The sequence below is a fragment of the Flavobacterium sp. ALJ2 genome (genome assembly GCF_015594725.1).
Taxonomy (GTDB): domain Bacteria; phylum Bacteroidota; class Bacteroidia; order Flavobacteriales; family Flavobacteriaceae; genus Flavobacterium.
Genome location: NZ_JADNRC010000009.1, coordinates 39937 through 61080, shown reverse-complemented (window position 1 = coordinate 61080; position 21144 = coordinate 39937). Strand labels below are relative to the sequence as shown.

Below are 21144 nucleotides of genomic sequence, written 5' to 3'. Positions count from 1 at the left end.
ATATTATAATATTTTAAAAACACTTGCAATTGTAGACTCTATGTCTTTACTTTGCACTGTTCATATATTTATTGAAAGTTATCACGAAAGGCGGAGGGATAGACCCATTGAAACCTTAGCAACCCTTTATCATAAAGAAGGTGCTACATTCTACTTTATACATTTACAGTATTAAAGATAGATAACACATAATACAGCAATGTATTTCTCAAAACTTTTCTTGAAAAACTTATCGATATTAACTGAATGAAATTTCAGTATCAGAAGCGAATTATTGGCGCATTTTTGCCCATAACATTCTCGCTTTCCGCTATATCTTATTTTCTGAACACCAGAAAAAAGGATGACGCTTTAAACGTGTTCACTGAACTCCTATGAAAATAGAAATTAAGTGAAGTAATCGGAGCTAAAAAGCTATGATAGTGAATTTTCGGTAATATTTAATAAAAGCTTTGTACCTTAGTGTTATAGCAAGAAAATAAAAAAAAATGTCAACAATTCAAGAAGCAATAAAAAAAAATATCTTAATCCTTGATGGAGCAATGGGAACGATGTTGCAACGCTATAATTTTTCTGAAGAAGATTTTCGAGGAGAGCGTTTCAAAGATTTTCCACATCCCCTAAAAGGAAACAACGATTTACTATCGATAACACAACCCGGCGCCATCCGCGATGTCCATGCCGCTTACTTTGAAGCGGGTGCCGACATCGTAGAAACCAACACATTCTCGGGAACTACAATCGGTATGGCCGATTATTTTTTGGAAGAGTACGTTTACGAATTAAACTTCGAATCGGCTAAACTTGCGAGAGCAGTAGCCGATGAATTTACAGCCAAAAAACCAGATAAACCACGTTTTGTGGCAGGTTCGATAGGGCCAACAAACAGAACAGCAAGCATGTCACCAGATGTAAACGACCCAGGATACAGAGCCGTAACATTTGATGATTTACGAATTGCTTACAAACAACAAGTAGAAGCCTTAATGGATGGAGGTTGTGATTTACTATTGGTAGAAACCATCTTTGACACATTAAATGCAAAAGCAGCACTTTTTGCAATTGAGGAAGTAAAAGAAGATCGTAATATCGAAATTCCAATCATGGTATCAGGAACCATTACCGATGCCTCAGGAAGAACACTTTCAGGACAAACGGTTGAAGCATTCTTGATTTCGGTATCGCATATTCCACTATTAAGCGTAGGATTCAATTGCGCTCTAGGAGCCGATTTGTTGAAACCATATCTAAAAACATTAGCACAACATACAAGTTTTAATGTTTCGGCTCACCCAAATGCAGGATTACCAAATGCATTCGGACAATATGATGAAACACCTGAGCAAACTCAGGCATTTATCAAAGAATATTTAGAAGATAATTTAATCAATATCATCGGTGGTTGTTGCGGAACAACTCCGGATCACATCCGATTAATTGCTGAAGTAGCTAAGGATTATAAACCGAGGGTAGCGCCGGTATTAGAGTAGTAATTTATAAACTATTAATTTAATAATGCAAAGTATGAAATTAAAACATCTGGTTTTAATAGTTTTTGTTTCAGTTTTTTTGAGTAGATGTGCTTCTGGAGCAACTATTGAAGGTATGACGGTTAAAGATTATAAAAGCGAAAAACGGATTGGTGATAAAATATTTATTAAGCCAGTGATTGGAGGAGAAGAAACAAGTCCTTTTGGGATATCGAAAATTTCTAATAAAAATTTTGAAGAGGCTTTTAAAAAATCTATTCTTGATTCTAATTTCTTTTCAAAGATCTCAAGTACCACAGATGATGATTGGATAATTGAAATGAGTATTGTTTCTGTAGACAAACCTAAATTCGGATTTGTTTTTACAGTAAAATCTGTAATCAATTATAAATTATATTATAAGAACAAATTAGTTTTTTCAAAAAACATTAACCAAACGGGAAGAGCTACTTTCTCTGATGCTCAAGTAGGAGTAAAAAGAGTTAGGATTGCGAATGAATTTTCAGCAAAAAACAATATTAAATCTTTGTTTGAATCTTTAAATGAAATGGCTCTAGATAACGTGGATTTGAATTCGGTAGGAACAAAGTTAAATAGTTATTGATTTTTAAGATAAACGAAAATAAAATTTTAAAAAATAAATACCTACAAGACTTTATAACCTAGTAGGATGTGAAATATTAGAATGAGATTGTTTTGTTTCTCGCAAAGACAAGCAAGATATTGAAGTAAAAAATTTGAGAGGGACGACATATTTATAGCAACGGAATTTATTCTGTTGAAAATTAAAAAAAGAAATGGCAGAAAATAGAAGAGACCTTGTGTTAGCAGGATTAGAACCGTTAATTATTACGCCAAGTAGTGTTTTTGTAAACATTGGAGAACGTACGAATGTTACGGGTTCAAGAAAATTCCTTCGTTTAATCAAGGAAGAGAAATATAACGAAGCGCTTGATATTGCAAGACAACAAGTAGAAGGAGGAGCGCAAATCATCGATATTAATATGGATGAAGGAATGCTTGATGGAGTTTATGCAATGACAAAATTTCTGAATTTAATAGCATCCGAACCCGATATTTCGAGAGTGCCAATTATGATTGACAGTTCAAAATGGGAAATCATCGAAGCAGGTCTAAAAGTAGTACAAGGAAAAAGCGTTGTAAACTCAATCTCTTTGAAAGAAGGTGAAGAAGCCTTTATTCACCACGCCAAACTAATTAAACGTTACGGAGCAGCCGTCATTATCATGGCTTTTGACGAAGTAGGACAAGCAGATAATTTCGAACGAAGAGTCGAGATTTGTCAGCGTTCGTATGACATTTTAGTTGATAAAGTTGGTTTTCCGCCGCAGGATATTATTTTCGATTTGAATATTTTCCCCGTTGCAACCGGAATGGAAGAACATCGCTTGAATGCGTTGGACTTTTTTAGAGGTACAAAATGGGTTCGCGAAAACTTGCCACATGCGCATATTAGTGGTGGAGTAAGTAATGTTTCGTTTTCTTTTAGAGGGAATGACCATGTTCGTGAAGCGATGCACTCGGTATTTCTTTACCATGCTATTCAAAACGGAATGACAATGGGTATTGTTAATCCAGAGATGCTTTCGATTTATGATGATATTCCAAAAGATTTATTAGAACATGTAGAAGATGTAATTCTAAATAGACGTGATGATGCAACGGAAAGACTTTTAGATTTTGCAGAGAATGTAAAAGGCGAAGTGAAATCAGATGAAAAGACAATTCAGGAATGGCGTTTTGGAACGGTTCAGGAGCGTATCACACATTCATTGGTAAAAGGAATTGATGCCTTTATTGAAGAAGATGTTGAAGAAGCTCGCCAAGCAGCAGTAAAGCCTATTGAAGTTATCGAAATCAACCTGATGACAGGAATGAACGTTGTTGGAGATTTATTCGGAAGCGGAAAAATGTTCTTACCACAAGTTGTAAAATCGGCACGTGTAATGAAAAAAGCAGTGGCTTATTTATTGCCTTATATTGAAGCAAGCAAACAAGCTGGAGACAAACAAGGAAATGGAAAAATATTGATGGCAACCGTAAAAGGTGACGTTCATGATATTGGAAAAAACATAGTTTCGGTGGTATTGGCATGTAACAATTATGAAATTGTAGATTTAGGCGTAATGGTACCTCCTGAAAAAATTATTGCAGCAGCCATAGAACATAATGTGGATATTATTGGTTTAAGCGGACTAATTACTCCTTCGCTTGACGAAATGGTATATTTGGCAAAAGAATTAGACAAACAAGGAATTAAAATTCCGATTATGATTGGAGGAGCAACAACTTCACGCGCACATACTGCAGTGAAAATTGCGCCACAATATAGAGAAACTGTAATTCACGTAAATGATGCTTCTAGAGCCGTTACCGTTGCAGGAAACCTATTAGATCATAACCGTAAAATATATGCAAGCGATATTCGTGCAGATTACGATGCGTTTAGAGAAACGTTTTTAAATCGTTCGCGAGATAAAAACTTCCTGACAATAGAGCAAGCACGTAAAAATAAATTTCAAATGGATTGGGCAGAATATACGCCAACCAAACCCAAATTTATAGGCGCAAAAGTTATCGAAGTAGAGTTGGATGTTTTAGTACCGTATATTGACTGGACACCGTTTTTTAGAACATGGGAATTGTTCGGGAAATATCCAGCAATCTTAACTGATGAGGTAGTTGGAGAACAAGCCACTTCGGTTTTTGCAGATGCTCATGAAATGTTGAAAGTGATTTTGGCGGAGAAAAAACTAACCGCTAAAGGTATTTACGGAATCTTTCCTGCGAATCAGGTAGATGATGACGATATCGAATTGCGTGATGAAAACGGAAAAGTGCTGGAGAAGTTTTTGACTTTAAGACAGCAATCACAAAAAACAAAAGGAGCACCAAATATAGCATTATCGGATTTTATTTTGCCGAAAGACTCAGGAGTTACCGATTACATAGGAGCATTTTGTGTAACAACAGGTTTTGGTGTTGACGAATGGGCTGCTGAGTTTGAAAGAGATTTGGATGATTATAATTCGATTATGGTAAAAGCATTAGCTGATCGTTTTGCTGAAGCTTTTGCCGAATATTTGCATGAAGAAGTTCGTAAAGATTTTTGGGGCTACGATGCAGAAGAGTCATTATCAACGGAAGATTTAATCGAAGAAAATTACAAAGGGATTCGTCCTGCACCAGGATACCCTGCTTGTCCAGACCACTTAGAGAAACCAACAATTTGGAAATTACTAAATGTAGAAGAGGAAATAGGAGTAACTCTAACTGAAAGTATGGCAATGTGGCCAGCATCATCAGTGTCAGGATATTATTTTGGAAACCCGAAAAGTAAATATTTTGGACTAGGAAAAATAAAAGAAGATCAAGTTGTAGATTACGCCAAACGCCGAAGTATTTCAACAGACAAAGCCATGAAATGGCTGAATCCTAATATAGCAGATTAATTTGGTTGATGGTTTTTGGTTGTTAGATTATAGCACTCAAAAACGATCGACTGACAACAAACAACCATCAATAAAAAATGGAATATAATAAATTAGATGTTTGGTTGGAAGCTAGGAAATTGGTGAATTTATTATATGATTCATCTAAATTGTTTCCAAAAGAGGAACTATTTGGTTTGACCAATCAAATGAGAAGAGCCGCTGTTTCAATACCATCAAATATTACTGAAGGTTGTGGGCGACAGACCTCAAAAGATACAATACATTTTCTTCATATTTCAAGAGGGTCATTGTATGAATTAGAGACACAATATTATTTAGCATTTGATCAAAAATACATAGATTAAAATAATTTCAATATTGCTTTTGAACAGATTCAAACCTGCAAAAGCTATTGAATGGGTTTATTAACTATTATAAAAAAATAATTTAGTTTTTGATTTATGATTGTTCATTTTTAGATTAGCAACAGTTCTAAAAACTATCAATCAAAAACTAAAAACCATCAACTAATTAAGAAATGAAAGTAACCAAACATATAGAAAAGGCAAATGGGAATACATTATTCTCATTTGAGATTATCCCACCTCAAAAAGGAAAAAGTATTCAGGAATTATACGATAATATCGATCCGTTAATGGAGTTTAAACCACCATTTATTGATGTAACAACTTCTCGCGAAGAGTATATTTATATTGATAAAGGTAACGGACTTTTAGATAAAAAATTAACTCGCATGCGTCCTGGAACATTAGGGATTTGTGCTTCTATAAAACATAAATATAATGTAGATACAGTTCCTCATGTACTTTGCGGAGGATTTACCAAAGAAGAAACAGAATATCTTTTGGTAGATTGTAACTATTTAGGAATCGACAATGTTATGGCTTTACGTGGGGATGCCATGAAAGACGAGCAGTATTTTATTCCAAAAGCAGGGGGGAACGATTATGCAGTTGATTTGGTAAAACAAATCAATTTATTGAATCAGGGAAAATACCTTCATGAAGTAATGGATGCTGATAACAAGGCTGATTTTTGTATTGGTGTTGCAGGATATCCAGAGAAACATTTAGAATCACCGTCGTTGCAATCAGATTTAAAAAGACTGAAAGAGAAAGTAGATGCCGGAGCTGATTATGTAGTGACACAGATGTTTTTTGATAATTCAAAGTATTTTAATTTTGTAGAGAAAGCTAGAGAAATGGGAATTACAATTCCTATCATTCCAGGAATTAAGCCAATAGCAGTTCAAAGACATTTACAGATTTTACCTCAGATTTTCCGTATCGATTTACCCGAAGATTTAATTCATGAAGTAGATAAATGTAAAAACAATGCAGAGATACGACAAGTAGGAATCGAATGGGCAATTCAGCAATCATTAGAGTTAAAAGCTGCTGGAGTTCCAGTTTTGCATTATTACTCTATGGGAAAATCTGAAAACATTCGTCAAATAGCAAGTAAAGTTTTCTAAATTCTCACCATTAAGAGATTGAGTAAGGCTTAATTTATCTTAATCTCTTAATGGTAAAGAATAATTTTTTTTAATGTTTTAATTTAAGAAGAGTCAGAGGCAGGAGCTATTTCCAGCTGTGCGCTATATCTTTTTATTTTTAAAGAAAAAATAAAAAGGATGCCGCTTCCATCTGGGCTAGGGTATTAGGTGTTTTAATTTCAATTTGTAATAATTTAAACTTATGGAAAAAGAAGAATTACAATTTATCGCATCTCAATTAAAAAAACCTGAAGGAGAAAAAGGAATCGAAATGGCAAATATGATGCATGAAACAAACGTCAATATGACGCTAAGTTCAATCCGAAATCTACATATTTCAAAAGGGGATAACATTCTAGAATTAGGACATGGAAATGCAGCTCATTTAGAGTGGTTAATGAAACAAAGCAGCCATTTAAAGTACTACGGACTTGAAATGTCAGAATTGATGTTTCAGGAAGCACGTCAGATCAATAGAAATTATGTTTCTCAAAAACAAGCTTTCTTTTTGCTTTATGATGGAAATGTAATTCCGTTTCCTGACGCAAAGTTCAATAAAATATTTACTGTTAATACCTTATATTTTTGGCAAGAACCAGTAAAGTTACTTATGGAAATATATCGTGTGTTGGATCATAAAGGAATCTTTAGTTTAACATTTGCACAGGAAAGTTTTATGAAAAAACTTCCGTTTACCAAATTTGAATTCGAACTCTATAATACTGAAAAAGTCGAAAAAATGATTCTTAAGACTCCATTTAATATTAATAATTTAGAAACTCAGACTGAAAAAATAAAAAGTAAAACGGGGGAGTTAGTTGATAGAGTGTTTACTACAATTGTTCTGGAGAAATAAAAAATGTAACGATATTAGTTTTGAATTCTTTTTAGCGTAATTTAATTGATTTTATAAAACACTAATGCTTTTATTATGGATACAAAAAAAATCAATTTTATAAAAAATTACAGTAGTATTCTTTTGCTTCTAGGAGGTATTATTGCAGGAAGTATTTTAGGGTTGGTTTTTGGTAAAGATGTTGAGATTATAAAGCCATTAGGAGATGTTTTCTTGAATTTACTTTTTACTGCAATCATACCATTAATCTTTTTTACGATCACTTCTTCTATTGCCAATTTAGAGAAAACAGAAAAACTAGGAAGGCTATTTGTTATAATGGTAGTAGTTTTTTTAGGAACACTTCTTATTTCGGCTTTAGTAATGATTATAGCAGTTTATCTTTTCCCTATTCATCAGAATATTATAGTCTCTAAAATTCCGCTAGAGAATATTACAACTGGAAATGTTGGAAACCAAATTACACAGTTACTTACAACAAATGATTTTTACGAATTATTGTCACGAAAAAGTATGCTGGCACTTATTATTTTTTCATTTTTAATAGGATTTGCAACTTTGCAATCAGGAGAAAAAGGGAATAGCTTTAGGAGTTTTTTAGATTCAGGAAACGAAGTGATGAAGCAACTTTTGAATATGATTATGAAAATGGCTCCAATAGGATTGGGAGCATATTTTGCATATCAGGTTAGTTTCTATGGTCCACAATTATTTGGTGTTTATGCCAAACCACTTGGGATTTATTATGGTGCTTGTATATTTTACTTCTTCGTATTCTTTAGTCTCTATGCTTTTATAGCAGGAGGGAAAAGTGCATTTATAGTATTCTGGAGTAATAATGTAACGCCAGCTCTTACAGCAATAGGTACTTGCAGTAGTATTGCAACAATACCGGCTAATCTTTTGGCTGCCGAAAAAATGAAAATCCCAGCTCATGTCCGTAATGTTGTTATTCCGCTAGGAGCACCGTTGCATAAAGACGGCTCGAGCATGTCATCTATTTTGAAAATTACAGTATTGTTTACCATGTTTGGGAAGGACTTTACAGAGCCAAGTACAATACTTTTAGCATTGGGTATTACTGTAATAGTTTCGATTGTAGAAGGAGGAATCCCAAACGGAGGATATATTGGTGAAGTATTGGCGATAACAGTTTACGGTTTGCCAATGGCAGAAGCCTTACCCGTAGCCATGATTTTGGGAACACTAGTTGATCCAATTGCTACTTTACTAAATGCCAATGGTGATGTGATTTCGTCGATGATGGTTTCGCGTTTCTCCGAAAAAACGAAATGGTAGGAATGTAATTCACAATTTATTTAAACCATATAAACCATTTATGAAAATATAATTTTATTTTAAACTATTATATCTAAAATGAATACAATACTTCAACAAGATTTAAAAGATATTGAAAATATACTTGAAAAGGTAAAACAACAAGGAGTAGATTTTTTAAATTCTATGGATACAGTATCAACTTCTAATTTAAACACAATAACAACCGACCGAAATTTAAATCAAACGGGATTAGGGGCATTATCGGCTTTAGAAGAATTCAATCAGCGATTAGCACCTTTAATGATTGCTTCGCCTGGACCAAGATATTGGGGTTTTGTAACAGGAGGAAGCACACCAGCTTCAATAGTTGGTGATTGGTTAACGACTATTTATGATCAGAATACCCAAGCAGTAAAAGCGCAAGGAGGAGTTTCGGCTTTAATAGAAATCGAAACAATTAATTTATTATTACAATTGCTGGATTTACCAAAATCATTCCTAGGCGGATTTGTAACCGGAGCCACAATGTCTAATTTTACTTCTCTAGCCGTTGCAAGACAATGGTACGGAAAACAATTAGGAAAAGATTTTGCTAAAAATGGAATATCAGAACCAGTTGCAGTTTTCTCAGCTACTCCACATTCATCTTCTATAAAATGTTTGGCAATGTTAGGAATCGGAAGTCAGAATTTCACTAAGATAAAAACTATTGAAGGAAATCGTGAAGCAATTGATATAGTCGATTTAAAGAAAAATATTGAAGTTCTAAATGGAAAGCCTTTTATTTTAATTACAAGTGCTGCAACGGTAAATACAGCCGATTTTGATGATTTTTTAGCTATAAATGCATTAAAAAAGAAATATAAATTCTGGTGGCATATTGATGCTGCGTTTGGCGGATTTGCTGCTTGTTCACCTAAATACATGCATTTGGTCAAAGGCTGGGAAAATGCCGATAGTATTACTATTGATTGTCATAAATGGCTTAATGTACCCTACGAAAGTGCTTTTTATTTGATAAAAGAAGAACATAAATTATTACAGATAGAAACGTTTCAGAATTCTAATGCACCCTATTTGGGAGATCCATTAGAGAATTTTAGTTTCCTAAATTTCTTACCCGAAAATTCAAGAAGATTGAAAGCATTACCAGTTTGGTTTTCTTTATTAGCTTATGGAAAAGGAGGATATCAGGATATAGTCGAGAATAGTGTAAATCTTGCATTGCAATTTGATGCTTTTATTGCAGAGAATGAAAACTTTGAGTTACTAGCACCAACGCGCTTAAATAATGTATGCTTTACATTGTCAGGAGACCATAATCAAGAAAATGTAGGTCAGTTTTTAACCCTTTTAAATGATGAAGGGAAAGTGTTTATGACACCAACTGTATATCAAAACCGTAAAGGAATCCGTGCATCATTTGTGAATTGGAGAACAAGTAAAAATGATATCGAAATAGTTGTAGAAGAGATGAAAAATATAATTGTTATGTTAAAAATATAAAAATAAATAATATAGATTGTTTTGAAGTAGCCCGTTTAAATTTTTAAACGGGCTACTTTTTTTATGGATAATTAATGTCATGCTAATATTGGTTTTGTTTATATATTACTTAGACAAATGGGTAGAATTGGTTACTCTCTTGAGCTATAAGTACGCTAAAAGTTAAATATTGTTTTTATTTAGAATAATTAAAAATAAACTTGATTTTCTGTAAGTGTTGTGCTATTTTTGTTTAAAATATCTTGAGGAGTTATTTAATTGTAAAAAATTAATCCGTTTTACCAATAGCCCTCTTTTATCCATAAAATTATTACCTATTAAACTTTTAATATCAATGAGTACTATTAATAACCGTTCGAATAAGCCACCAAATAAAGGGAAATCACGTTTTAGTAAAATTAATGCTTGGTTGCATTTATGGTTGGGACTCGCTTCTGGACTCGTGGTGTTTATAATGGGAATTACAGGTTGTATTTTGGTTTTTGAGCAAGAAATCAAACATGCAACATCTCCTTGGTTAAATGTCGAAGCGCAAGAATCAGAAAAAGTACTACCACCTTCTAAGATATATGAAGCAGTTAGTAAAGCATTGCCTAATAAAGAAATTCATGGTTTATGGTACAATGGTTTAGATAAAACGATTAAAGTTGATGTCGAATCGGATTCTTTGATATATGTAAATCCATATAACGGAGCTATTACAGGAATGGTAGATCACGAAGACTTTTTTCATATCATGGATGAAGGACATCGTTATTTATGGTTAGGTAGAGATGTTGGTTCGCAAGTTACGGCTTGGGGAACACTAATTTTCTTCTTTTTGCTCATAAGTGGACTTATTCTTTGGTTTCCAAAAAAATGGAACAAAACAACTAGAGATGCTAGTTTTAAGATAAAATGGAGTGCGAAGTTTAAACGGATAAATTATGATTTGCATAATGTAATGGGGTTTTATACTATTATATTGGCATTACTTATTTCTTTTACAGGATTAATTATGAGTTTTCAATGGGTCAGATCGAGCACTTACTGGATAAGTGGAGGTTGGGCTGATAAAAAAGACAAAAAGGAACAAGTTGTTGCTGTTAAAAAAGATACTTTATCCCAAAAACAATTAGACAAACTCGCAGCAGCCGATTTTATCTGGAACAAAGTACGCAAGGAAATTGCCAAAGAAAATAAAGAAGCAGTAATCATTCATTTTCCAGATGGACCAGAAGATGATTTTTATGCTTGTACAGATATGAATAAGGGAGTTTGGAGGGATTTGTACTTTGATCAACAAACATTGGAATTAAAACCAAATTCGCAAAAATATATTGATGACGAACATTTCTCAAAATGGCTTATGCGATCTAATTATAGTTTACATATAGGTACTATAGGAGGAATGTCAACTAAGATTTTATATTTCGCTGGTAGTTTAATATGTGCCAGTTTACCAGTTACAGGTTTTTATATTTGGTGGGGAAGGAAAAAAAAGCAAAAACCTACAGTTAAGATTTAATATTACCCATTTATATATTTTAGTTAGTTAAAGTCTTTTGAAAGAGTTCTCATTCTTCAAAAGACTTTTTATGTTTAATAAATAAAGAATCAATCCAAAACCAATATGATTGTTTTGATGAGTAAAGTTCAATTATCAGACTGAGCGGAGTCGAAGTCTCATTTGCTGAATCACTTTGCGGGACTTCGACTCCGTCTGACATTTGTATGTTGGAATTAATTGCAAGGAACAATTTAAATATTCATTATTATCGAATAAAAACAGATATAGCCTGCTTAAACAAGCAGGCTATAGTACATCAAATAAACAAAAATAAGAGGTGGAACTAAAGATTTAAAGCATTAAATTCTGTAAGTAAAGGAAATTGTTGCTACACGGCTATCAAGATTATATCTTTTGTCAATACTGGTTTGTCCGATAACCGAATTGATATTGTATTTATTAGTATTAAAAACATCGGTAACATTAAACTTTATACTGCCTTTGTTAGCAAGAACCTGTTTTGATAATCCGATGCTAAAATCAAAGAAACTATCTCTCTCATAAATTCCAACATTCGATTTTGATTGATACTGCGCATTGGCCTCAGCTTTCCAAGTGTCAGTAATTCTAAATGAGTTTTGAACATTTAAATTTAATGTTACTATTGGGTCAATTGTATTTGTATTAATCATGTTTCCTTCAAATCTATTCTCAAAAACATTCATCAGCGTATTTACAGACCACCATTTATAAATATCGGTTGTATTGGTAATATTTACACCATAATTAAAAGATTTTTTGGCATTGATTTGAGAAGTTACCGTTGTATTATCTGCAGGATTATAAACATAAATTTCTGTAAAAACGTCTTTGGTTTGGTTAAAATACACAGAAGCCATAAATGCACTTTTCCAAGAGTAGCCTATTTCTGTTGAGTGAGTAATTTCTGGAACCAGATCAGGATTTCCTTGTGAATAATTAAACGAGTCATCATAAAAACGGAATGGATTTAAATCAAATTGACTTGGTCTGTTGATTCTCTTACTATAAGAAGCGTGTACTGAATGGTTACTGTTCATTTCGTATTTTAATGCAAGACTAGGAAACCATTTTAAGTAATCATCTTTATGTTTTTCATTTAGCGTTTTTTGGTTAATGTCAATCGCAGTATATTCTGTTCTTACTCCACCTTGAATGCTAAGGTTTTCTAATTTGTATTTATAGTTAGCGTAAGCGGCATAAATCTGTTCATCGTATACAAAATGATTTGTCGAATTACCATCAATTATCCATTGATTATTATAGTACTCATAAACTGAGGGATTGTCATTATTCTTTATACTTGCTTTAAATCCCCATTCCAGAGTTTGCTTTTCTTTTATAGGGTTTGTAAAATCTACTTTACCAGTAAAAACTTTTAAATGTGAAGGAATGTATCCTCTTCGGTCATTAATTGGAGCACCAGCGATTAAATTTAGTGCACTTTGAAATTGATTAGATCTAAATTTTGATGTTTCATATTCAAAATCAAAAGTCATATTTTTACCTTCAGTATTAAATTTATGAACCCCCGAAAAAGCATAGGTATAATCAAACCACTTTTCTTTACTATTATTATAGGTTAAAGCATTAAAATCTAATTGATTTAAATTATTAAATAGAGCATTACCTCCATTGGCAATATTTTGATAACGACCAATTTTTGCATCAAGCGAAACTTCTAAATTTGTTTTAGAAGAAACTTCATAGGAAGTTCCAATTTTGAAATTGTTAGAAGTAAGAGGTTCGCTTGTTGTCGAATGTTGATGATTTGTTGTAGCAACTTCCTGTTTGCTAATGTCTTTGTACTGAATTTGTTCAAATCTTTTACGTTCTTCTTCGCCTCTAAAAGTATAACTGTAATTACCAAAAACACCAAATTTGTCTTTGTTGTAGCTTAAATTCATACCAGAGTTAGTTCTGTTTTTTCGACCTCTTCCGTAACTAGAGAATACGGTTCCTTTTATTCCAGAAGTACTTGGTTTTTTTAATATAATATTAATCATTCCCGCTTTACCAGTTGCGTCATATTTAGACGAAGGATTAGTAATTACTTCTATTTGTTTAATATTAGATGAGGTTGTTGATTTTAAATAATTAGCAAGTTCTTTTTGTGAAATCTGCGTTAGTTTGCCATTAATCATAACGCCGACACCTTGTTGGCCCCTAATAGACAATTCTCCGTCCTGAGACACTACAACACCTGGAGCACGCATTAATACGTCTAGAGCAGTTCCTCCTTCAGCAACAATACTGTTTTCAACATTAAAGACCATACGATCTGATTTTTGAGTATAAAGAACCTTCTTTTTTACAATTACAATTTCATCTAATACATTTATAGATGTTTCGATAATACTATCTTTTTCTGTTTGCGAATAGGTATAAACAGAAAATGCAAGCATGAGGGATGTTATAATATTTTTCATATTATTTGTATTAATTTATGGGAGTAATAATTGAGCTTTTTTATTTAGGTCTATGCTATAGTTGATCTATAATATTTTTTACTAAAAAAAATCTGGAATAAGCAAACTAACTTTTAATTGAAATGAAAGTCATTTTAGTGAATTCATTTGAGCATTTTTTTGAAAATTAAATTGGTTACTTGAAAGTGCAGAGGGGGTGATTTTTGAGAATAAAATAAAAACATGATTGTACATTATTTAAAATTTTTAACTCCAAATATAACACTATTCATAACAAGTCTAAATAAAAATAATCACAAATTTCAATATGATAGCTAATCTATTGGTAATTAGTTGTTGTTCGATTTTAAACGGAGTCTTAATCGTAGTAAAGCTCCTGTGTTTTTTTTTACAGATTATATAAATATGGGAATGCCCAAAAAAGCTTGCTTAGAGGTAATGTCGTTTAATGAAAAAATCCAATTCGTTCTATATAATAGAACGAATTGGATTTTTTTATAAGTGAACAGATTTAATACTGTTGAAATGCAGGCTGAATATTGAGACTGTAGACTTATTTAGTGATTTCTCTAAACACAGCCTCTAGGTTTTTATTTTTTTGGTTAAGTTGTAGCATTTTTAATCCGTTGGCAGTTGCAAAGTCAAAAATAGCAGGACGCATATCTTTTTCAGTTACAAATGTCAGTTCCCAAATCATATCATGCGTATTTTTATAGGAGCTAATGTTTTCAAGTTTGGCAAGTAATTGCTCTTCTACCTGATAATCAAACTCTACTTCAATAATTTGTTCTTTATCCTCAGAAATTAATTTATCTAGTTTCTTATCAGTGACAATTTTCCCATTGTTAATAATAATTACTCTGTCACAAATAGCTTCAACTTCTTGCATTATGTGTGTTGATAAAAAAACAGTTTTGTTTTTGCCTACATTCTTAATTACATTTCTAATTTCTATTAACTGATTAGGATCCAGACCAGTTGTAGGTTCATCAAGAATTAAAACATCAGGATTGTGCAATAATGCATTTGCCAATCCTACACGTTGACGATATCCTTTTGATAATTGTCCTATTTTTTTATGACTTTCGGCTGACAGTCCTGTGAGTTGGATAACTTCTTCGATACGGAATTTCGCCACTTTATAAACATCAGCATTAAAAGCCAAATACTCACGAACATACAAATCCAAATACAATGGATTATGTTCTGGTAAATAACCAATTGATAGTTGTACTGCCTTGGTATCAGTCATGACATCATGACCGTTTACAAGTGCTGTACCCGAATCGGCTAGTAAGTAAGTGGTTAAGATTTTCATCAAAGTTGATTTTCCAGCCCCATTAGGACCAAGAAACCCAACGATTTCACCCTTTTTAATCGAAAATGAGATTTCGTCTAATGCTTTTTGAGTGCCGTAACTTTTTGATATGCTGTTTACTTCTATCGACATGACTTTTTTATTTGTTGCAAAAGTAAACAGAAATCTGCTTGATTACTAAATTTTTGTCTTTTAAAGAAATCATAAAAAAAAACTTAAAGCTCAACAGCCGCGGCATCGTTATTGTTTAAAGTGTTTGAAAGCCTAGGCTTTCTACTTCAAAAAATAAAGCAACTAAAGTGAAATCGAAAATAATCATAATTACAAGAATTTCGACTCCACTAGTTGACACAAATAACAAAAAATAGATTTAAATAAAACTTATTAGCATACTGGGTTTTTAACAGCTGCTCTCATTTCCTGAGCTGCAGCAACCATCTCAATCAATGCTTTTTTGGTTTCATCCCAATGACGTGTTTTTAAACCACAATCAGGATTTACCCATAATTGATCTACAGGAATTACAGCCGAAGCTTTTTCTAATAGTTTAACCATTTCTAGACTAGAAGGAACGCGAGGGGAGTGGATATCATAAACTCCAGGACCAATCTCGTTTGGATATTTAAAATCGGCAAAAGCATCTAGTAATTCCATTTGCGAACGTGAACATTCAATTGTAATAACGTCGGCATCCATGTCGGCAATATTCTGGATAATGTCGTTAAACTCGCTATAACACATATGCGTATGAATTTGAGTGTCATCTTTTACGCCACTTGCCGAAATACGGAATGCTTTTACAGCCCAATCTAGGTAAGTTGCCCATTCTTCTTTACGCAAAGGCAAACCTTCACGAATAGCAGGTTCGTCAATTTGGATAATTTTAATTCCTGCATTTTCAAGATCTACAACTTCATCTCTTATTGCCAATGCAATTTGTGTACAGGTCTGAGAACGCGGTTGGTCATTACGAACAAATGACCATTGCAGAATTGTTACTGGGCCAGTAAGCATTCCTTTTACCCATTTAGGAGTTAATGATTGTGCATATTCTGACCATTTTAAAGTCATAGGTTTTGGTCTGGAAACATCTCCATAAATTACAGGAGGTTTTACACAACGGCTACCATAACTTTGTACCCAGCCATTTTTTGTAAAGGTAAAACCGGCTAATTGTTCACCAAAATATTCCACCATATCATTACGCTCAAATTCGCCATGAACAAGAACATCAATTCCGGTTTCTTCCTGAAAACGAATCGTGTCTTCGGTTTCTTTCTTAATTAAATCGTCATACTGTTGTTGCTTTAATTCGCCTTTTTTAAATTTGGCTCTCCAGTTACGAACTTCAGGAGTTTGTGGGAACGATCCAATGGTAGTAGTTGGGAATAAAGGAAGATTTAAAGCATCGATTTGTTTCTCACGACGAATAACAAAAGTGTTTTTACGTTTATCATCACCAGCAGCAATGTTTGCTACACGATTTTTAACCGATTCGTTATGGATTAATTTTGAAGTTTTTCTGTTTTCGTTTGCCAAAGTATTTTCAGCAAATCGTATAGAGTTTGTAGCGTCTATTTCTTTGGTGGCAAACTGTTTTAATAAAACGACTTCGTGTATCTTTTGTTTAGCAAAAGCCAACCATTGTTTAATTTCGGGAGTAAGAGTTTGATTGTTTGTTTCTAATTCTAAATCGCAAGGACTATGAATTAATGAACAAGATGGAGCAATTAATATTCTATTTTCGCCAAGTGCATTAACCGCTTTTTCTATAATTGCCAATGAATTTTTAAAATCATTTTTCCAGATGTTTCTTCCATCTATTAAACCAAGTGAAAGATTTATGTTTGGAGATAACTGATTCGATTCTAAAATATCATCTAATTGTAAAGGACAACGAACTAGATCTAAATGTAAGGTGTCAACAGGAAGAGCCAATACTGTAGCTAGATTTTCGCCAAAGCAGTCAAAATAGTTCGCAAGGATAATTTTAATATTAGGGAAACGTATGTTTATTTCATTATATACTTTTGTATAAGTTGCGCGTTCTTTATCAGTTAAGTTCAGCGCCAGGAAAGGTTCGTCTAGTTGGATGTAAGTTGCATTTTCGGCTTCTAATTTTGCGAAAATTTCAAAATATACAGGAAGCAATGCTTCGATAAGATCAATTCGGTGAAAACCTTCTTCCTTTTCTTTTCCTAAAAGTAAGTAAGAAATAGGTCCTATAAGAACTGGTTTTGTAGTAATACCTAAATTATTTGCTTCTTTGAACTCATTGATTATTTTTTCAGAAAATAAAGTAAATTTTTGATTTTTTGTAAATTCTGGAACGATGTAATGGTAATTGGTATCAAACCATTTTGTCATTTCCATAGCAACAACATCTTGTCCATTTTTTTGCGAACCTCTTGCCATTGCAAAATATAAATCTATAGAAGAATTAGTTTTTGCAAAATCACTATAACGTTCAGGAATTGCTCCTAAAGTTAGCGTTAAATCTAAAACCTGGTCATAAAAGGAAAAATCATTTGAAGGAATTAAATCAATTCCAGATTCAGCTTGTAATTGCCAGTTTTCTTGACGAATATTTTTTCCAATTGCCAAAAGTTCTTCAGCCGAAAGTTGTCCTGCCCAGTATAATTCACTAGCTTTTTTTAATTCTCTGTTGCTGCCAATTCTCGGATAACCTAAATTATTTGTTTTCATATTGGTTTAGTGTTTTTTACTGAACAAATTTATTGTATTAGAATTTATAACTTATATTTGACTTTTTTTTAAGTGAATAAACTTTAATTAGTTCGTTTTTGGAGATTATAATACGGATTAATATTCCTGAGACGAACTCTAGCCGTAAAAATTACTATGGAAAATTTAGATAAAACTGATTTAGAGATACTAAGACACCTTCAGGAGAACTCCAATATCAATACAAAAGACCTCGCAAGCAAATTATTCTTGACTGTTACGCCAGTTTATGAACGCATAAAAAAATTAGAACGTGATGGATATATAACCAAATATGTTGCTTTGTTAGACAAGAAAAAAATGAATTGCGGTATGACTGTTTTTTGTAATGTTCGATTAAAAGAACATGCACGAAATGTTGGGAGTAATTTTGTAAAAGACATTGTTGCACTTCCCGAAATTATAGAGTGCTATAATATTGCTGGAGACTATGATTTTATGCTAAAAATACTCGTTCAGGATATGGCCTGCTATCAGGATTTTGTAATGAATAAATTGTCTACTATTGAAAACATAGGGAATACAAACAGTATTTTTGTAATGGGAGAAATTAAACACAGTACTGCATTAGAGTTTTAATCATTACAAAGTCCTGAAATAAAAATGTATTTTTGTCTTTCTAAACCTAAAAGCGTTAATCTTCAATCAAAAATTACAATGAACTGGGAACAACTTTTATCACTCAAGCGCCAAGGCGATACTAGCAAAAGATTACGTGTAGAACAAGATGATACGCGATTGGGATTTGAAGTAGATTATGACCGAATAATATTTTCATCTGCGTTTAGAAGTTTACAAGATAAAACACAGGTAATTCCGCTTTCTAAAACAGATTTTGTGCATACCCGATTAACACATAGCTTAGAGGTTTCGGTTGTAGGGCGTTCAATAGGTCGTTTGGTGGGAAAAAAAATAATAGAAAAATATCCATATCTAAAAGAAGTACATGGATACCACATGAACGATTTTGGTGCTATCGTTGCAGCAGCATCTTTGGCACATGATATCGGGAATCCACCTTTTGGACATTCGGGAGAAAAAGCTATTGGAGAATATTTCTCAATAGGAAAGGGACAACAATACAAAGAACACTTATCTGATAAAGAATGGCAAGACTTAATCGATTTTGAAGGTAATGCCAACGGGTTTTCGGTCTTAACAGCAAGCCGCCCAGGGATAGAGGGAGGACTTAGAATTTCATATGCTACGTTAGGAGCATTTATGAAATATCCAAAAGAAAGTTTGCCTAAAAAACCAACCAAAAATATAGCCGATAAAAAATACGGTTTCTTCCAGACTGATAAAGACTTTTTTAATAAAGTAGCTGTCGATATGGGTATGTTATCTAATAAATCAGGAAATAATATTGGTTTCGAAAGACATCCTCTAGCTTATTTAGTAGAAGCCGCTGATGATATTTGTTATACCATTATTGATTTTGAAGATGGGATAAATCTTGGATTAGTTTCTGAAGATTATGCTTTAGAATACCTGATTAAGCTTGTAAAAGATAATATCGGTGTTGCCAAATATAAAACGCTAACGACTAAAGAAGATAGAATTAGTTATTTACGTGCTTTGGCAATTGGAAGCTTGATAAATGATGCAGTTAAAGTTTTTATTGATAATGAAGAAGCCATCCTTGCAGGTAAATTTCCTTATGCATTAATGGATAAAAGTCAATATAAAGCACAAATGAATGATATCATAAATTTGAGTGTTCAAAATATATATCAAAGTCGTGAAGTGATTGAAAAAGAAATAGTTGGTTATCAGATTATCCAGACACTTCTGGATAAATTTATAACAGCTTTTAATAATAAATACAATGGAGAAACATCAAACTATGATACTTTAATTTTAAAGATGTTGCCAGAAAAACATCATTTAGAAAAAGAAGGATTGTATGAAAGATTACTACATATTTGCCATTATGTTTCATTATTAACCGATGGAAATGCCTTAGAATTGTATGAAACTATAAATGGTAGAAAAACAACTTAGCTTTTAAAAGGCGTATACCACACCAACACCTAAAACTTGTTTTAATTGTGCTTTTGGCCCTTGTGTAACTTGTACTCCGCCAATTTCTTTTTTAGATTTGATGTCATCGTCATAAACAAAGTGTACGCCTACATTGGCTTTTACATATTGGTTTACAACAAGATCTAAACGAGTATCATAATCGATATCGATATTTCCGAATCTGTTAAGGTAATCTGTATAAAGGCTTAGACGGTTTTCAAAATATATATTTTTGAAAATCTCATTTTTTGTATAAGCAGTTAATAAAATACCAAATTCGGCTTTTATTTTTTGACCTTTTTCAACTAATATTTTATTGGCAGGATCTAGAGGGTCATCGATATAAAGAGCTTTTCGAACACCAAAAGATCCTTGGTTTGCCAAAGTTTGGTCTAAAACTAACGTAGTCTTTAAAGTGATTGGTGAGAAATAAAAATTACGATTTTTTTGTTTATTAGCGTTTTCAGCTCCTGCTCCTAAGAATACATAAGCTGGAGCAAAAAGTTTGGAAATAGGAATCTCAGTGTTTGGATAAGAATATCCATTGGTAAACTGAGAGTTTAAATTAAATTTTGCTGAATAATACCAGTTTGACAGCGTATCTCTTCTAAAACCGTAAGTAGAGTTAAACTGAAAAGCATCATCAGTTTTACGTAATTCAATACCATCTTGTTTATTTAAACCATATTTTAATAGAAGTTCATTTGCCCATTTATGATTGTCTTTTATGTATACTCTTGTAAATTCCCCTTTAAATAGTCCTGAAATAGAGCTCGTTCCCCCAGCGCTCCAGTTAACAAAAGCAATTTGTGTAATATCAAATCCTAATTTGTTCTGTTTAGTCCAGTTAGAATTTACATCTGGTAATTGAGTTTGAATTACTGGTGTTAATTGAGTTTGGATTAAAGATTTCTGAGCGAAATTTTTAGATGAACAAAATAAAAAAAGTATTAATAGTGGTAAATGGAATAATTTCATTATGGCATTTTTTGTTT

15 protein-coding genes and 1 riboswitch are annotated in these 21144 nt (G+C 32.7%); of the genes, 11 read left to right on the top strand and 4 right to left on the bottom strand.

What is annotated here, in order from left to right; genetic code table 11:
* Positions 1–75 precede the first annotated feature (75 nt).
* Positions 76–188, top strand: a riboswitch (SAM riboswitch).
* A 300-nt stretch (positions 189–488) separates the two neighbouring features.
* The 9 genes from IUY40_RS11795 (at position 489) to IUY40_RS11755 (ending at position 11611) form a co-directional block, all read left to right on the top strand.
* The gene (locus tag IUY40_RS11795) at positions 489–1490 is read left to right on the top strand and encodes a homocysteine S-methyltransferase family protein (protein ID WP_195737068.1); all 1002 of its coding nucleotides are present in this window, start codon (positions 489–491) and stop codon (positions 1488–1490) included.
* Positions 1491–1524: 34 nt separating this feature from the next.
* The gene (locus tag IUY40_RS11790) at positions 1525–2094 is read left to right on the top strand and encodes a hypothetical protein (protein ID WP_195737067.1); all 570 of its coding nucleotides are present in this window, start codon (positions 1525–1527) and stop codon (positions 2092–2094) included.
* A gap of 193 nt (positions 2095–2287) precedes the next feature.
* Positions 2288–4963, top strand: coding sequence for a methionine synthase (metH, locus tag IUY40_RS11785; RefSeq protein WP_195737066.1), 2676 nt, complete (start codon positions 2288–2290; stop codon positions 4961–4963).
* A 77-nt stretch (positions 4964–5040) separates the two neighbouring features.
* A complete protein-coding gene (locus tag IUY40_RS11780; RefSeq protein ID WP_229335522.1) occupies positions 5041–5310 on the top strand; it encodes a four helix bundle protein in 270 nt (89 codons plus the stop codon).
* A gap of 173 nt (positions 5311–5483) precedes the next feature.
* Complete coding sequence (gene metF, locus IUY40_RS11775) at positions 5484–6440, top strand: methylenetetrahydrofolate reductase [NAD(P)H] (protein WP_195737065.1); 957 nt, start codon at positions 5484–5486, stop codon at positions 6438–6440.
* Positions 6441–6663: 223 nt separating this feature from the next.
* Positions 6664–7317 carry a class I SAM-dependent methyltransferase gene (locus IUY40_RS11770; RefSeq protein WP_195737064.1) on the top strand — a complete coding sequence of 218 codons (654 nt, stop codon included), beginning with the start codon at positions 6664–6666 and terminating at the stop codon, positions 7315–7317.
* Positions 7318–7392: 75 nt separating this feature from the next.
* Entirely contained in the window at positions 7393–8616 is a 1224-nt protein-coding gene (locus IUY40_RS11765; protein ID WP_195737063.1) for a dicarboxylate/amino acid:cation symporter, read from the top strand.
* A 78-nt stretch (positions 8617–8694) separates the two neighbouring features.
* Positions 8695–10104 carry a pyridoxal-dependent decarboxylase gene (locus tag IUY40_RS11760; protein WP_195737062.1) on the top strand — a complete coding sequence of 470 codons (1410 nt, stop codon included), beginning with the start codon at positions 8695–8697 and terminating at the stop codon, positions 10102–10104.
* Between the two features lie 334 nt (positions 10105–10438).
* Positions 10439–11611 carry a PepSY-associated TM helix domain-containing protein gene (locus tag IUY40_RS11755; RefSeq protein ID WP_195737061.1) on the top strand — a complete coding sequence of 391 codons (1173 nt, stop codon included), beginning with the start codon at positions 10439–10441 and terminating at the stop codon, positions 11609–11611.
* A 341-nt stretch (positions 11612–11952) separates the two neighbouring features.
* Here IUY40_RS11755 and IUY40_RS11750 read toward each other — a convergent pair whose 3' ends face one another.
* The 3 genes from IUY40_RS11750 to metE form a co-directional block, all read right to left on the bottom strand.
* Positions 11953–14061, bottom strand: coding sequence for an outer membrane beta-barrel family protein (locus IUY40_RS11750; protein WP_195737060.1), 2109 nt, complete (start codon positions 14059–14061; stop codon positions 11953–11955).
* 553 nt (positions 14062–14614) lie between these two features.
* A complete protein-coding gene (gene gldA / locus IUY40_RS11745) occupies positions 14615–15511 on the bottom strand; it encodes a gliding motility-associated ABC transporter ATP-binding subunit GldA (RefSeq protein WP_195737059.1) in 897 nt (298 codons plus the stop codon).
* Between the two features lie 252 nt (positions 15512–15763).
* Positions 15764–18085, bottom strand: coding sequence for a 5-methyltetrahydropteroyltriglutamate--homocysteine S-methyltransferase (gene metE / locus IUY40_RS11740; protein ID WP_195737058.1), 2322 nt, complete (start codon positions 18083–18085; stop codon positions 15764–15766).
* 156 nt (positions 18086–18241) lie between these two features.
* Here metE and IUY40_RS11735 point away from each other — a divergent pair, with 156 nt between their 5' ends.
* Together IUY40_RS11735 and IUY40_RS11730 are read left to right on the top strand one after the other, a co-directional pair.
* Positions 18242–18703 carry an Lrp/AsnC family transcriptional regulator gene (locus IUY40_RS11735; RefSeq protein WP_195737057.1) on the top strand — a complete coding sequence of 154 codons (462 nt, stop codon included), beginning with the start codon at positions 18242–18244 and terminating at the stop codon, positions 18701–18703.
* A 78-nt stretch (positions 18704–18781) separates the two neighbouring features.
* Entirely contained in the window at positions 18782–20128 is a 1347-nt protein-coding gene (locus IUY40_RS11730) for a deoxyguanosinetriphosphate triphosphohydrolase (RefSeq protein WP_195737202.1), read from the top strand.
* 3 nt (positions 20129–20131) lie between these two features.
* Here the strand turns inward: IUY40_RS11730 and IUY40_RS11725 are convergent, their stop codons facing one another.
* Positions 20132–21127 carry a DUF3078 domain-containing protein gene (locus IUY40_RS11725; protein ID WP_195737056.1) on the bottom strand — a complete coding sequence of 332 codons (996 nt, stop codon included), beginning with the start codon at positions 21125–21127 and terminating at the stop codon, positions 20132–20134.
* Between the last annotated feature and the right edge of the window lie 17 nt (positions 21128–21144).